This is a genomic window from Streptomyces chryseus, from assembly GCF_014650755.1.
Classification (GTDB): domain Bacteria; phylum Actinomycetota; class Actinomycetes; order Streptomycetales; family Streptomycetaceae; genus Streptomyces; species Streptomyces chryseus.
In genome coordinates, this window is the sequence record NZ_BMVO01000024.1 from 66,916 (window position 1) to 81,603 (window position 14,688).

15 protein-coding genes are annotated in these 14,688 nt (G+C 71.6%); 10 read left to right on the forward strand and 5 right to left on the reverse strand.

Annotated features, from left to right (window positions below):
• Positions 1 to 87 precede the first annotated feature (87 nt).
• A complete protein-coding gene (locus tag IE185_RS26955) occupies positions 88 to 549 on the reverse strand; it encodes a universal stress protein (protein ID WP_138896776.1) in 462 nt (153 codons plus the stop codon).
• Positions 550 to 656: 107 nt separating this feature from the next.
• Here IE185_RS26955 and IE185_RS26960 point away from each other — a divergent pair, with 107 nt between their 5' ends.
• The gene (locus IE185_RS26960; RefSeq protein ID WP_189716169.1) at positions 657 to 1,505 is read left to right on the forward strand and encodes a polysaccharide deacetylase family protein; all 849 of its coding nucleotides are present in this window, start codon (positions 657 to 659) and stop codon (positions 1,503 to 1,505) included.
• A 37-nt stretch (positions 1,506 to 1,542) separates the two neighbouring features.
• Here IE185_RS26960 and IE185_RS26965 read toward each other — a convergent pair whose 3' ends face one another.
• Positions 1,543 to 2,202: a class F sortase gene (locus IE185_RS26965; RefSeq protein WP_138909716.1), complete on the reverse strand. Its 660-nt coding sequence runs from the start codon at positions 2,200 to 2,202 to the stop codon at positions 1,543 to 1,545.
• 310 nt (positions 2,203 to 2,512) lie between these two features.
• Between IE185_RS26965 and IE185_RS26970 the strand changes: the two genes are divergently transcribed.
• On the forward strand, positions 2,513 to 2,998 hold the full coding sequence (locus IE185_RS26970; protein ID WP_138899070.1) for a hypothetical protein: 486 nt from the start codon (positions 2,513 to 2,515) through the stop codon (positions 2,996 to 2,998).
• Between the two features lie 106 nt (positions 2,999 to 3,104).
• On the opposite strand, the gene IE185_RS26975 is transcribed toward IE185_RS26970, so the two are convergent.
• A complete protein-coding gene (locus IE185_RS26975) occupies positions 3,105 to 3,662 on the reverse strand; it encodes a hypothetical protein (RefSeq protein ID WP_138899069.1) in 558 nt (185 codons plus the stop codon).
• 258 nt (positions 3,663 to 3,920) lie between these two features.
• Complete coding sequence (locus tag IE185_RS26980; RefSeq protein WP_138899068.1) at positions 3,921 to 4,685, reverse strand: bestrophin-like domain; 765 nt, start codon at positions 4,683 to 4,685, stop codon at positions 3,921 to 3,923.
• Positions 4,686 to 5,046: 361 nt separating this feature from the next.
• Here IE185_RS26980 and IE185_RS26985 point away from each other — a divergent pair, with 361 nt between their 5' ends.
• The 4 genes from IE185_RS26985 (at position 5,047) to IE185_RS27000 (ending at position 9,750) form a co-directional block, all read left to right on the forward strand.
• Complete coding sequence (locus tag IE185_RS26985) at positions 5,047 to 5,421, forward strand: hypothetical protein (RefSeq protein WP_189716171.1); 375 nt, start codon at positions 5,047 to 5,049, stop codon at positions 5,419 to 5,421.
• Positions 5,422 to 5,505: 84 nt separating this feature from the next.
• Complete coding sequence (locus IE185_RS26990) at positions 5,506 to 6,492, forward strand: SCO0930 family lipoprotein (protein WP_138896729.1); 987 nt, start codon at positions 5,506 to 5,508, stop codon at positions 6,490 to 6,492.
• A gap of 229 nt (positions 6,493 to 6,721) precedes the next feature.
• Positions 6,722 to 7,534 carry an SAM-dependent methyltransferase gene (locus tag IE185_RS26995; protein ID WP_138896730.1) on the forward strand — a complete coding sequence of 271 codons (813 nt, stop codon included), beginning with the start codon at positions 6,722 to 6,724 and terminating at the stop codon, positions 7,532 to 7,534.
• Positions 7,535 to 7,536: 2 nt separating this feature from the next.
• On the forward strand, positions 7,537 to 9,750 hold the full coding sequence (locus IE185_RS27000; protein ID WP_138896736.1) for a putative bifunctional diguanylate cyclase/phosphodiesterase: 2,214 nt from the start codon (positions 7,537 to 7,539) through the stop codon (positions 9,748 to 9,750).
• On the opposite strand, the gene IE185_RS27005 is transcribed toward IE185_RS27000, so the two are convergent.
• Positions 9,720 to 10,637 carry a LysR family transcriptional regulator gene (locus IE185_RS27005; RefSeq protein ID WP_138896731.1) on the reverse strand — a complete coding sequence of 306 codons (918 nt, stop codon included), beginning with the start codon at positions 10,635 to 10,637 and terminating at the stop codon, positions 9,720 to 9,722. The genes IE185_RS27000 and IE185_RS27005 overlap by 31 nt on opposite strands.
• A gap of 92 nt (positions 10,638 to 10,729) precedes the next feature.
• Here IE185_RS27005 and IE185_RS27010 point away from each other — a divergent pair, with 92 nt between their 5' ends.
• The 4 genes from IE185_RS27010 (at position 10,730) to IE185_RS27025 (ending at position 14,662) form a co-directional block, all read left to right on the forward strand.
• Positions 10,730 to 11,434, forward strand: a complete 705-nt coding sequence (locus IE185_RS27010) for a succinate dehydrogenase (RefSeq protein WP_138896732.1) — start codon at positions 10,730 to 10,732, stop codon at positions 11,432 to 11,434.
• A 1-nt stretch (position 11,435) separates the two neighbouring features.
• Positions 11,436 to 13,394 (forward strand): fumarate reductase/succinate dehydrogenase flavoprotein subunit, encoded by a 1,959-nt coding sequence (locus IE185_RS27015; protein ID WP_138896733.1) that lies wholly within the window; start codon positions 11,436 to 11,438, stop codon positions 13,392 to 13,394.
• Positions 13,391 to 14,140: a succinate dehydrogenase/fumarate reductase iron-sulfur subunit gene (locus tag IE185_RS27020; RefSeq protein WP_138896734.1), complete on the forward strand. Its 750-nt coding sequence runs from the start codon at positions 13,391 to 13,393 to the stop codon at positions 14,138 to 14,140. Before IE185_RS27015 ends, IE185_RS27020 begins: the two co-directional genes overlap by 4 nt.
• Before the next feature lie 84 nt (positions 14,141 to 14,224).
• A complete protein-coding gene (locus IE185_RS27025) occupies positions 14,225 to 14,662 on the forward strand; it encodes a type VII secretion target (protein ID WP_138908013.1) in 438 nt (145 codons plus the stop codon).
• Positions 14,663 to 14,688 lie beyond the last annotated feature (26 nt).

Genomic DNA, 14,688 nt, shown 5'->3' on the forward strand with positions numbered 1-14,688 from the left:
GCGCGGTGAAAGGCGGTGTACGCCAAGTGGCGTCCTGGCCGTCGCATACGGTTCTCGCCGTCGGGCCCGGGTCCCGTCGTCGCGCGCTCACGGTACGACGGTGACCGGCCAGCGCCCCGCCTTCACCAGACGCAGCGCCACCGAGCCGATGAACCGGTGGCCCGCCGACTCGGACGCCCCGACGACCACCGCGTCCGCCTTGAGCTCGTCGGCCGCCCTCACCAGGCCGTTGTACGGGTCGCCGCGGAACGTGTGGAACTCCCACCGCACCTCGAACGTGCCCTTCGTCCGCTCCGCCGCGCTGCGGACCTCCGCCATCAGATCGGCGGCGATCTCCTCGGTCGTCCCCGCGACCGGCACCCCGAGCGAGGCCCCGGCCGGCATCAGTGGCTGTACGTACACCAGGGCCAGCAGCGCGTTCTGTCGTCTCGCCAGGCCCGCCGCGTAGGCCGCGGCCCGCAACGAGGAATCGGAGCCGTCCAGGCCGGCGACGATCACCTTGGGGCCGTCGGTGCCGCGTTCGAACTGATGGCGCTGCTGCTCTGTCACAGCAGCGAGGCTATCCGGCGCCGACCGGCTCGTCCCATCGGGTACTTCGGCCCCCACCGCCGGTGTGGGTCGGGCCCCGGGGCCTTCGGCCGTGCGAGCTATTAGTCATGAAAAACGATCAGATGCCTTCGAGGCGGCGGGCGATGCTGCGCCTGGCCGCCTGCCTGGGGGCCGCTACCGCCGTACGCCTCCTCGGCCCGGATCCCGCCCAGACGCCCGGACGCCATCCGTCGGGACCGCCGCCGGCCGCCGGGCCGCAGGCCGGTGCGCCGGTCAGGCCCTCGGCGTACCGGCTGCGGCCCATGACGGCGTACACGCCGCCCCGGTACCGGCCCGCCCGGCCGCCGGTGCGCCGCCGGCCCTTCCTCCGAATGGCGGGAACCGGCCGCAGCATGGTGCTGACCTTCGACGACGGGCCCGACCCGCGCTACACCCCGGACATCCTGCGGACGCTGCGGAGCTACGACGTGCGCGCGATGTTCTTCGTGTGCGGGGAGATGGCGGCGGAGAACCGGGACCTGCTGCGCGAGATGGCCGAGGACGGCCACGTCGTGGGCAACCACACCTGGTCGCACCCGTTGGTCACGCGGCTGTCACCGGCGGGGATCCGCGCCGAGCTCGGGCGTACGAGCGACATCGTCGAGCGGACCGTCGGACGCGCGCCCGACTGGTACCGCGCGCCGTACGGAGCCTGGAACCGCCGCTCGTTCGAGATCGGCGCGGAACTGGGCATGGAGCCGCTCGGCTGGACCGTGGACACGCTCGACTGGCGGGAGCCCGGTACGGGGTTCATCGTCCGCCGGGTGCGGGCGGGGGCGGGGCCCGGTGTGGTGGTGCTCTCGCACGACGCCGGGGGCGACCGGCGGCAGAGCGTCGAGGCGCTGCGGACGTACCTGCCGGAACTGCTCGACCGGGGCTACCGGCTCACGGTGCCGGGCACCGCCCCGCGGGGGTGAGCGCCGTACCCCGCACGCCCTCCGGTCGCCACCCCGCTCAGCGGGTGGCGACCATGCGGGCGAAGACGACGACGTTGCCTGCGTAGCCGTTCGTCTTCGAGTAACCGCCGCCGCAGGTGATCACGCGCAGCTCGGGCCTGCCGACGTCCCCGTACACGCGGGGGCCGGGGAACTCCTCCTTCGAGAAGACCTCGACGCCGTAGACCTCGAACACGGCGGCGCGGCCGTCGTAGCGCTCGACCTCGATGCGGTGGCCCTTCCTGAGCGAACCCAGGTTGTAGAAGACGGCCGGGCCCACCGCGTTGTCGACATGACCGACGATCACCGAGGTGCCGAGCTGGCCGGGGGAGATGCCGTTCTGGTACCAGCCGGCGAGGTTGGGATCCTGCGGCGACGGCGCGTCGATCCAGCCCTCGTCGTCGAGCCCCACGTCCACGATGGGCGCGTCGACGCGGATGTCGGGCAGGCGGATGCGGGAGGCGGGGGCGTACGGCAGCGGCCGCACGGTGGTGCGCGAGGTCCGGGCGCCGGTGACCTCGGAGGGGCTGTCGAGAGCCGCGGCGGACGCGGGCTGAGGGGGGCCGATGGACACGTCCGCGCCGTTGCGCATCAGCGCGAGGCCAGTGAGCATGACGAGCGCCAGGACCCCCCAGGGCGAGCGTTTTCTCGGCTCGGAGCCGTTGTACTCCTGGCCCATTGTTCTCCCTTCGACGCGTCTGTACGGACGCTAAGCGCGCGGGGTGGGGGCGGCGATACGTGAGGGGCGAACGGGTGGCGCGGCGTCCGCGCGGTGACCCATCCGGGTAACTGGTCGTACAAGATATCTGACGGTCTGTGACCTGCGGCTCCGTCAGATCGGGACGCGCCGCACCGGCGTGTCGCCTCACCGGGGTGGACCAGCCCGAAATGCGGTAATCATCGCGCCCGGTGAGTGTTCGTCATGGGAGGCGTTCTCGTCGATCTTCCCGGGGCACCGCTCCGGGGCGCCGTCCCGTGGAGGTTCTACGATGCGTGTCTCACGCGCCTGTCTGGTGACCGCGACCGCCCTTGCGGCGGTCGGACTCGTCGCCCCCACCGCCACCGCCACCAACGGCCCTCGCAACGTCAACGTCAACCCGTTCTCGGTCCACCAGGGCGGCGTGCTGACGGTCAGCGCCTCGGGGTGCGGCCACGGCGGAACCGTGACGTCCAACGCCTTCCAGCGTCCCGCCCACCTTCCGGCCAGCGACACCACGTCGTTCGCCACCGCCAAGATCAAGCACAACGCCACGCCCGGCCACTACAACCTGGCCGTCAAGTGCAACGACAACCCGTTGGTGGCGACCCACCAGTTCACGGTCCTGTCGGGCCGGGGCGCGCGCGGCGGCATCGGCGGGTCGCTCGGCCCTTCCGACACGGAGATGAAGGTCGGCGCCGGCCTCGTCGCCGCATCGGCCATCGGCGGCGGCCTCTTCATCGCGCGCAGGCGGCGCCTGAACCGCGGCGAGGTCTGAGCGCCCGGCCGCCCGTGGCCCGTACTCGCGTGAACGCCCGTCGCCCCGCGTCCTTACGAGGACGCGGGGCAACGGGCTTGTCGGGTGCGGTTCGGCTCCGCCGCCGTCAGTGCTGGCGGCTGCCGGCGCGTCGGCGCAGGACGAAGACGACGCCACCGGTGGCCGCGAGGACCAGCGCCGCACCGGCGGCGATCTCCCCGGCGTCCATCCCGCCCTGGCTGCCGCCCACGCCACCCCTGGCGGGGCCGGCGGGGGAGCGGGTCGCCGTGGCCGTGGTGGTCACGGTCGGGCGAAGCGTGGTGAAAGTCGGCGTCGGCCTGGCGTCGCCGGCGATGGTGAGCTGCGACGTGCCCTGGCGGCCGTCTTCGAGGCAGGTGTACGTAATGGTGTACAGGGCACCGCGTTTCGCGTCCCAGTCGACCGTGGCGGTCGCCGTGTCCCCCCTGGGGATCACGACGGTGTCGAACACGGCAGAGGTCGCTTCCGCGTCGCCGTCGCACCCCGAGACGAACAGCGTGACCTGTCCGCCGGCGGCGATGGTGGACGGCGTGGCGGTGCCGACCACCGCGGGCGCTTTGGTGTCGACCGCCGAGGCGGCCGGGACGGTGAGTGAGAGAGCGGCGAGGCCGAGCGCGGCGGCCGATGTCACACGTATCGCGCGCATGGACAATCCTCCGGGTCCTCGAGGAGCAGCGGCGGAATTTTTATCCACACATGGCAGGAAATGCGCCTCGATATCCCGAACGCTAGGAGCGGTGGCGGCGGCGCGCGATCACAGTCGCGCAAATGGGGTACCGGCCTACGCCACCCGGTGCACTGCCGCGGCCCGTCGCACCGGCCCGGCGGGCCGCTCGGCCCGCGGCCGCCGCCCCCTGCCGGCCCTTGTTTCCAGGGGCTTCGGGGGGACGGCGGCCGTGGCCGGCTACCTGGTGGCCTCCGGGAACAGGTCCAGGAACGGCCCGGCCGTGGCGGAGAGCCCGCGTCCGAAGGGGGCGTCGAAGTCCCAGATGAGGAAGAGCAGGAAGGCGATCAGGGCGCTGTAGAGACCGGCCAGGAGCAGTTCGCGTCCGGTGCGGCGGATCTGGAGGGTGAAGATGAGCCCGACCGCGACCAGGGCGCCGATGATCAGGCCGAACCAGACGACGCCGGGCATGGTGGCCTCCGCGCCCGCGCCCCGCGCGCCCCGGGCGTCGTCCGCGGTGGCGACCTGGTCCACCAGCGGCTGGTACGCCTGGCCCTCGTGGTCGGTCTTGGGCTCGTAGTCGGTGACGTCGCGGCGCACCTGTTCGAGGAGCTCGGTGCCGCGTTCGGTCAGGCTGCCGTGCTCGGCCATGTGCTTCCACTCGGTGTTGACGACGTACGAGACGTACGCGTCGACATCGCCGCGGATCCTGGCCCGGACCTCGGCGGGGTACACCTCCGAGCGGGCGCTGACCTCGTGCAGGGCCTGGGCCTCCTGCCGTACGGAGTCCTGGGCGGCGCTGCGGCCCTCCCAGACGCCCGCGATGGCCAGACCGAGGACGATCGCGTAGACCACGCCGATCATCATCGTCATGTATTCGATGACGTCCGGGGTCTCGGACGGGTCGTCGTCCTCACCGACGCGGCGGTGGTTGATGACCGTGATGGTGAGGACGACCGCGCAGGCGGACGCCATCGCGATGCTCAGAACGAGCCATTCCGACATGGGATTCTCCGTCGGCTAGCGGGATCGTGGACGCAGTACGGCGGCGGCGAACACCGCCGGGGCCGTGATCAGGAGGGTGAGGGAAACCAGGGACGGGCCGTTCTGCGGCTCCTGACGGGTGGCTTTGCGGTACACGGGGAGGGCGACCGGTTTGGGGGAGGGCTTCGGTTTGGCCGACGGCGCGGGCTTCGGCGAAGGAGCCGGTTTGGGTTTGGGCGGAGGAGGCGGCTCGGGCGCGGGCGGCGGCGCCGGGGCGGGGGGCGGCGGCGGAGGCGGCGGCGGAGGCGGTTCGGGCGCGGCTGGCGGCGGCGGAGGCGGCGGGGGAGGCGGAGGAGGCGGTGGTGGGGGTGGTGGCTCCGGGGTGGGCGGTGGCGGTGGCGGTGGCTTCGGCTTCGGGCCCGCCGTACAGGTCGCGCCGGTGCCCACGGCGACCGCCGAGCCCGACGACACCTGGCCGTCGCGCGAGATGGACGCGTACGAACAGTCGTCGGCCACGGCCGGCACGGGGCTCAGCAGCAGCCAGATCAGGGTCACGGCGGCCAACAGCCGTCCTGGGAGCGGAGGGTGCACGTCCCGGAGCATGGACCGGTCCGGCGTCCGGCACGCGCCCGTTCGGCCCAGTTCCCCCGTTGGGCGGGACTTTCGCGTCTTCGCGTTTGAGATCATCCTGCCCCTCGCGAAGGTCACCGCGAAGGTCACCGCGAAGGTCGTCGCGAAGTTTCTGCGAATGCGTTGAACACCCGGACACCCGCCGCCCGTACCTAGGGCCATGAGCGACGCGCAGAGCGTCGCACCACACCCTCGGTACACAGGAGTCGACATGAAGACCTGGCGGAACGTCTCGCTCGCGGTGACGGCGGCGGCTGTGATGGCGCTGACGACGGCGTGCGGTCAGGACACGGTGACCGAGTCCCCCAACGGGCAGGCGGTGGGCAACGCCAACCCCGCGCAGCAGCCGGCCGACGGCGGCTACGGCTCGGACAAGACCGGCTACGGCGACGACGCCGGCGGGGCCGCCGCGCCCAAGGCGGCGGGCCAACTCGCGGTCTGGGACAGCAAGAAGCTCGGCAAGGTACTCACCGACAGCGAGGGTTTCACGCTCTACCGGTTCGACAAGGACACCGTCAGTCCGCCGAAGTCGAATTGCGAGGGCGACTGCGCGAAGGCATGGCCGGTCGTACCGGCGGGCGACGCGACGGCCGCGCCGGGCACCGACGCCTCGCTGCTCGGCGAGGTCGAGCGGGCAGACGGCACCAAGCAGCTCACCATCGGCGGCTGGCCCATGTACCGCTTCGCCAAGGACGCCAAGCCGGGCGACGCCAAGGGGCAGGGTGTGGGCGGCACGTGGTTCGCCTCCGCCCCCGACGGCAAGAAGGCGGCTGTGGGCGCGGGAGGCGGTGACGCCGAGGCCGGCGGCGGTGAGGCCGAGGCGGAGAAGCCCGACCTCGCGGGGATGTCCGTGCGCAAGGACCCCAAGCTCGGTGACATCGTGGTGGACTCCAAGGGCATGACGGTCTACCGGTTCGAGAAGGACTCGGCCTGGCCCATGAAGACGGCCTGCACCGGCGCCTGCCTGGAGAAGTGGCCGGTCGTCCCGCCGGTCGAGAAGAACGACACCGAAGGCATCCTCAAGAAGGGCTTCGTCGTCTTCGACCGCCCCGACGGGATCAAGCAGCAGACGATCGACTGCTGGCCCGTCTACACCTTCTCGGGCGACGCGAAGCCGGGTGACACCAACGGCCAGGGCGTTGGCGGCACTTGGTACGCGGTCTCGCCCGAGGGCAAGATGGTCGGCGCGCCCAAGTAGGTCCGGCAGCGTCCCCGCGCTGTGGCGCCCGTCCAGCACCGGCCCGTTCCCGCCCCGTCCGGCGGGGGCGGGCCGGTCGTTCGCGGTGCACATGCCTGCGGCGTGTGACCGAGAACGGACCGCTAATTTCCGTTTTTGCTCGCTCTGATGCCTGCCGATCAGTAGCCTCGGCTCGAACACCGGTCCAGGTCATGACCGGCTGTCCCGTGGCGATGAGTTGGAGACATTGATGGAGCGACCCGCCTGGGCACCCCAGGGCATCGACCTCACGGTGCCGAGCGTGTCCCGGATCTACGACTTCTACCTGGGCGGTTCGCACAACTTCGAGGTCGACAGGGAAGCAGCCCGCAAGGCAATGGAGTTCATGCCGGGCCTCCCCAAGATCATGCAGGCGAACCGTGCGTTCATGCGGCGCGCGGTGCGCTTCGCCGTCGACGAGGGCATCACGCAGTTCCTCGACATCGGATCGGGCATCCCGACCTTCGGCAACGTCCACGAGGTCGCCCAGGCGGCCGACCCCGAGGCCCGGGTCGCGTACGTCGACCACGACCCGGTCGCGGTGGCGCACAGCCGGGCCGTACTCGCGGGGAACGACCGGGCCGGCATCGCCGCGGCCGACCTGCGCAAGCCGCAGGACATCCTGGGCGACCCGGTCGTGAACGAACTCATCGATCTGGAACGGCCGGTGGCGCTGCTGCTGGTCGCCGTACTCCACTTCGTCGAGGACTCCGACGATCCGCGAGCCGCCGTGGCCGCCCTGCGCGACGCGCTCGCCCCCGGCAGCCTCGTGATCCTCACCCACGCGTCCTACGCGGGGATCCCGCTGCCCGAGCAGCGGATCGGCGGCACGGTCGGGGTCTACCAGAACATCAAGAACCCGCTGGTCATGCGCTCGCACGAGGAAGTCGCGCGGTTCTTCGAGGGGTACGAGATGGTCGAGCCGGGACTCGTCCCGATGGCCGAGTGGCGGCCCGAGACCCCGCTCGCCCAGGAGGATCCGTACGCCTTCTCGGGCTTCGCCGGAGTGGGACGCAAGGCGTGAGCGTGCCATCGCGGGCACCGGGGCCCGGCTCCGGACGGCCGGCGGGACGCGCCCCGGCGGCCGGCCCGGACGACCTGGAGGATGTGGACGACCGGGACGGCAGACTCAGACGGTTCGCGACGATCTGGAGCCGCGCCGTCTTCCCCGTCACGGCCACCTCCATGACGCGCCCCGAGGTCGAACGCCATCTGCTGCCGCTCGCGCGGCGGTTAAGCGACGCGCTGCACCGGCGGCCCTTCGACACCGCGCCCGCGCACGAGGTCGGAGCCGCTCTGGTCGCCGCCCACTGCACCGACCCGGACGCGCTCGTGCGGACGCTCGGCGTGGTCGACTCGTACCTGGTGCTGTACTGCGCCGGGGAGAACGACTCGCCGGCGCTGACCGAGGAGCACCGGGCCCGCTGCGCGCGGCTCCAGCACGCGCTCTCCGCCGGCTTCGCGCAGGCGCTGCGCGAGCGGACCCTCGCCGAGCAGGAGGCTCTCGCGCGGTCGTCGCTCCTGGCGAGCAGCGAGGCGCAGCGCGCGCTGCACACCACCGAGACCCGCCTGCGCGCGGTGTTCGAGGGCGCGGCGATCGGCATCGGCATCGCGGACCTCGACGGCAACATCCTGGAGGTCAACGAGGCGCTCATGCGGATGTTCGGCGGGCTGGACCAGTACATGCGCGGCCGGAAGGTCAGCGAGTGGGTCCACCCGGAGGACACCCCGCACGTGTGGAAGCTCTACGGCGAACTGGTGCGCGGTGAACGGGAGAGCTACCGCGTCGAGAAGCCGTACTACCGCACCGACGGCACCGTCCTGTGGACCAACCTGACGGTGTCGCTGCTGCGCGACGCCGACGGCCGGCCGCAGTACCAGCTCGCGCTCATGGAGGACACCACCGAGCGGCGGCTGCTCAATCTGCGCCTGCGTTACGAGGCCACCCACGACGCCCTGACCGGACTGCCCAACCGCACGCTGTTCTTCGAGCGCCTGGAGAAGGCCCTGTCCGCGGGCGACGGCATGCGCTTCGGCCTGTGCTACCTGGACCTCGACGGTTTCAAGGCGGTGAACGACAGTCTCGGGCACTCGGCCGGCGACCGGTTGCTCGTGGAGGTCGCCGACCGCCTCCAGAGCTGCGCGACGGCGCCCGGCGAGATGGTGGCCAGGCTCGGCGGCGACGAGTTCGTGGCGCTGACCACCGGCCCCGACACCCGCCGGGAGGTGGACGAGCTCGCCGGCCGCATCCTGAACGCGCTGGCGTCCCCGATCCGCATCGAGGGCAGGGACCTGACGGTGCGCGGCAGCATCGGCATCGTCGAGGGCCCGGCGGGCGAGCGCGGCCCGGCCGAGGTGCTGCGCAGCGCCGACATCACGATGTACCGCGCCAAGTCGGCGGGCGGCAACCGCTTCGAGACCGCCGACGCGGAGGCGGACGCCCGCGCCATCACCCGCCACGGCCTCACCAACGCCCTGCCGGCCGCGCTGGAGCGGAACGAGTTCTTCATCGAGTACCAGCCGCTCGTGCATCTCGGCGACGGCAGCGTGCACGGCGCCGAGGCGCTGGTGCGCTGGTGCCATCCGCAGCACGGGGTCCTCGGGCCCGACCGGTTCATCCCGCTCGCCGAGCACACCGGGCTGATCGTGCCGCTCGGCCGCTGGGTGCTGGAGGAGTCCGTACGCCAGGCCAGGTTCTGGCAGAAGCGGCACACCGACGGCGGGCCGCTGCGCATCAACGTGAACCTCTCGCCGATGCAGCTGCACCATCCCGGCCTCGTCTCGGACACCGTGGACGTACTGGAACGCGCGGGCCTCGAACCGGGCGCCCTGTGCCTGGAGGTCACCGAGTCGGCCCTGATCGGCGCCGACGACGATCTCCTCAAGCCGCTGCGCCAGCTCGCCGAGATGGGCGTCGACATCGCGCTGGACGACTTCGGCACCGGCTACTCCAACCTCGCCAACCTGCGCAGGCTGCCGGTGAGCGTCCTCAAGCTGGACCGATCCTTCACCCAGTCCATGCAGCAGCACCCGGCCGACACCGTCGACGTGAAGATCGTCGAGGGCATCGTGTCACTGGCGCACAGCCTGAACCTGGGCGTGACGGTCGAGGGCGTCGAGACGGGCGCCCAGGCCGCCCAGCTGCGTGAGCTGGGCTGCGACACCGCCCAGGGCTGGTACTACGCCAGGCCTGGCGCGCCCGACCGCATTCACACGCTGCTGCTGGCCGACGCGGTCTGACGGACCCGGGAGGCGAGGAGCACGTTCTGAAGCTCGCGCGCCGCGCGCGGCGGAGCCACGTCGCTGCGGTGCGCGAGCGCGATCGTACGGTGCAGGCCCGGCCGGGCCAGGGGCGTGACCCTGAGGTCGCGCCCCGCCCGGGCGGCCACCATGCGCGGCACGACCGCGAGCCCGAGCCCCGCCCGTACGAAACCGAGCACGGCGTCCATCTCGCCGCCCTCCACCGTGAACGACGGCTCGAAGCCCTCGGCCCGGCAGGCGGCGACGGTCAGCTCCCGCAGGTCGTACCCGTGCCGGAACATCACCAGCGGCTCGCCCTCCAGATCCGCCACGCGCACGGACCTGCCCCGCCCCGGGCGCGGGAGCGAGGAGGCCGAGACGACGACCAGGTCCTCGTGCAGCAGCTCGACCGTGGTCAGGGCGGGCGACGGCGTGGGCAGCGGCAGCACGACCAGGGCGAGGTCCAGCGCGCCGCGCGCCAGCTCCCGTACGAGATCGTGCGAACCGCTCTCCTCGATCAGCAGCTGGACGCCGGGATGCAGGTCGTGGAAGGTGCGCAGTACGTCGGGGAGCAGCCCGGTGCACAGGCTCGGCGTCGCGCCGAGGCGCACCCGGCCGCGCCGCAGCTGGGCCAGCTCCTGGACCTCGTGGCGGGCGGTGTCGGCGTCGGCCAGGATGCGGCGCGCCAGCGGCAGCAGGGCCTCGCCCGCGTCGGTGAGGGCGATGTTCCCCCGGGCGCGGGTGAAGAGGCCGGCGCCCAGCTCCTTCTCGAGGGCGCGGATCTGCTGGGAGAGGGACGGCTGGGAGACGTGCACCCGCTCGGCGGCGTGCGTGAAGTGCAGGGTCTCGGCGACGGTCACGAAGTACAGGAGCTGCTGAAACTGCATGCGGCCACGATATCCATGATAGGCACAGGCTATGGACATGAGCCGGACCATGTCTTGGACCTCTGACCCCTTCCGGCCCTAGCGTCGGTGCCATGGCACTGGCAACGCGGACGGACCGACGACCGTCCCTCACCCGCTCGCTCTGGGGATCGACCGTCGGCAAGAAGACGGTGATGGCCGTCAGCGGTCTGATCATGCTGATGTACCTGGTCGCCCACATGCTCGGCAACCTCAAGATCTTCTTCGGCTCCGGCGAGTTCAACACGTACGCGCACTGGCTGCGCACGATGGGCGAGCCCCTCCTGCACTACGAGTGGGCGCTGTGGGGGGTGCGCGTGGTGCTGCTCGCGGCGGTGGTGCTGCACGGCGTCGCGGCGTACCAGCTCAGCCGGCGGGACATCAGGGCGCGGCCGAGCAAGTACGTGCACAAGCGGCGGCGGGCGAGCTACGCCACGCGCACCATGCGGTGGGGCGGGATCATCCTCGCCCTGTTCATCGTGTGGCACCTGCTGGACCTGACGACGCTCACGGTGAACGAGAACGCGCAGCCGGGGCGCCCGTACGAGAACGTCGTCGCGACCTTCAGCACCTGGTACGGGAACGTCATCTACCTGGTGGCGATGCTCGCCGTCGGGCTGCACGTGCGGCACGGCTTCTGGAGCGCCGCGCAGACGCTGGGCATGGGCAACGCCCGGCGCGACCGGATCCTCAAGACCTTGGCCAACGGCCTCGCGCTGGTGCTGACCGCCGGATTCGTCTCCGTGCCGGTCGCCGTCATGACTGGAGTGGTGGGCTGACATGAGTGAGAACACGGACTACACCGCGTACGAGACCGGCGCGCCGGTCGTCGACACCAAGGCACCCGCCGGCCCCGTCGCCGAGCGCTGGGACACCCGCCGCTTCGAGGCCAAGCTGGTCAACCCGGCCAACCGCCGCAAGCACACCGTCATCGTCGTCGGCACGGGCCTGGCCGGCGGCGCGGCCGGCGCCACGCTCGCCGAACAGGGCTACCACGTCGTCCAGTTCTGCTACCAGGACTCACCGCGCCGCGCCCACTCCATCGCCGCGCAGGGCGGCATCAACGCCGCCAAGAACTACCGCAACGACGGCGACTCCGTCCACCGCCTCTTCTACGACACCGTCAAGGGCGGCGACTTCCGCGCCCGCGAGTCCAACGTCCACCGCCTCGCGCAGATCTCCGTGGAGATCATCGACCAGTGCGTCGCCCAGGGCGTGCCCTTCGCCCGCGAGTACGGCGGCCTGCTCGACACCCGCTCCTTCGGCGGCGTACAGGTCTCGCGCACCTTCTACGCCCGGGGCCAGACCGGACAGCAGCTGCTGCTCGGCGCGTACCAGGCGCTGTCCCGGCAGATCGCGGCCGGGAACGTCGAGATGCACGCGCGCACCGAGATGCTCGACCTGATCGTCGTCGACGGGCGGGCGCGCGGCATCGTCGCCCGCGACCTGATCACCGGCCACGTCGACACGTACTTCGCCGACGCCGTGGTCCTCGCCAGCGGCGGCTACGGCAACGTCTTCTACCTCTCCACCAACGCCAAGAACTCCAACGCGACGGCGATCTGGCGCGCCCACCGGCGCGGCGCGTACTTCGCCAACCCCTGCTTCACCCAGATCCACCCCACCTGCATCCCGCGCTCCGGCGACCACCAGTCCAAGCTCACCCTGATGAGCGAGTCGCTGCGCAACGACGGCCGCATCTGGGTCCCCAAGGCGCACGGCGACACCCGCCCGCCGGCCGAGATCCCCGAGGACGAGCGCGACTACTACCTGGAGCGGATCTACCCGTCCTTCGGCAACCTCGTGCCGCGCGACATCGCCTCGCGCGCCGCGAAGAACGTCTGCGACGAGGGGCGCGGCGTCGGCCCCGGCGGCCAGGGCGTCTACCTCGACTTCGCCGACGCGATCCGCCGCCTGGGCCGCGACGCCGTCGAGGAGAAGTACGGCAACCTCTTCGAGATGTACGAGCGGATCACGGCGGAGAACCCGTACGAGGTGCCCATGCGCATCTACCCGGCGATCCACTACACGATGGGCGGCCTGTGGGTCGACTACGACCTCCAGACCACCGTCCCCGGCCTCTTCGCCATCGGCGAGGCCAACTTCTCCGACCACGGCGCGAACCGCCTCGGCGCCTCCGCCCTCATGCAGGGTCTGGCCGACGGCTACTTCGTCCTGCCGTCCACCATCAACGACTACCTGGCCCGCAACCCCCACCACGACGACATCGACGCGAGCCACCCGGAGGCCGTGCGCGCGGTCGCGGAGACCAACGACCGCCTGGAGCGACTGCTCGCCGTCGACGGCGACCGCACGCCCGACTCCTTCCACCGGGAGATCGGCGAACTCCTGTGGGAGTACTGCGGCATGGCCCGCACCGAGGAGGGCCTGCGCAAGGCGCTCGGCCGCATCCCGGAGATCCGCGAGGAGTTCTGGCACCGGATCAAGGTGCCGGGCACCGGCCAGGAGCTCAACCAGTCGCTGGAGAAGGCGAACCGGATCGTCGACTACCTGGAGCTCGCCGAACTGCTCTGCCTCGACGCCCTGCACCGCACCGAATCCTGCGGTGGCCACTTCCGTGAGGAGAGCCAGACCGAGGGCGGTGAGGCGGAGCGCAGGGACGAGGAGTTCTCGTACGCCGCCGCCTGGGAGTTCGCCGGTACGGGCCGGGCTCCCGTACTGCACAAGGAAGCCCTCGAATTCGCCTACGTCCACCCCACCCAGCGGAGTTACGCATGAGGCTCACCCTGCGCGTCTGGCGTCAGCGCGACGCCGACACCCCCGGCGCCATGGTCACGTACGACATCGACGACATCTCCGAGGACATGTCGTTCCTGGAGATGCTCGACACGCTCAACGAGAAGCTGATCCTGCGCGGCGAGGAGCCGGTCGCGTTCGACCACGACTGCCGCGAGGGCATCTGCGGGGCGTGCGGCGTCGTCATCAACGGCGACGCGCACGGGCCGGAACGCACCACCACCTGCCAGTTGCACATGCGGCACTTCGACGACGGCGACACCGTCGACGTCGAGCCGTGGCGGGCGGGCGCCTTCCCGGTGGTCAAGGACCTGGTGGTGGACCGGTCGGCGTTCGACCGGATCATCGGCGCGGGCGGCTACATCAGCGTCCCGACCGGCGCCGCCCCCGAGGCGCACGCCACGCCCGTGCCGAAGGCCGACGCCGACTTCGCGTTCGAGCACGCCGAGTGCATCGGCTGCGGCGCGTGCGTCGCGGCCTGCCCGAACGGCTCGGCGATGCTCTTCACTTCGGCGAAGGTCAACCACCTCAACGTCCTTCCGCAGGGCGCGCCCGAGCGCGAGACCCGGGTCCTCGACATGGTCTCCGCCATGGACGAGGAGGGCTTCGGCGGCTGCACCCTGGCCGGCGAGTGCGCCACCGCCTGCCCGAAGGGCATCGCGCTGCCGTCCATCGCCGCGATGAACAAGGAGTGGCTGCGGGCGACGAGGAAGGCGTCGCGGCGCTGACCGACGCGTCTGTAGTTGTGGGCATGTCACCGCCTGCTGCTAATCTTCCCCGGCAAGATCGGGAACGCTCGCAGGCGGGGGAAGATGGCCGGGCAGACGCAACAGGGTGGCTACCGCGTCCAGAAGAGCGGGATGGACGCCGAGGCGGACAAGCTCGACCGGGCGGGCGACGACACCGGTGACATCGGCGCCGCTCTCCAGGAGCAGCTCTGCTACACACCGGACGCCCTGGGCGGCTCGGACTCCGGCCCGGCGTTCAACCACTTCTCCGAGGCGTGGCAGGCCGAGGCCAAGGTGCTGGAGAGCGCCCTGCACGAGCTGGCCGACAAGGTCCGCGTCTCGAAGGCCAACTACCACGGCGCCGACGTCCAGAGCATGAACGACCTCCAGGCGAGCGGCGGCGGACTGACGACCATGCCGGCCCCCGCACCCGCCGGGTCCGCCCCCGGCGTACGGACCATGCCGGCTCCCGGCCCGCCTCCGCCGGGCTCGCAGCCCGTCGGTCTCGCCGACTTCGGCTGAGCACGGCCTCCTCCCCGCCCCTGTTG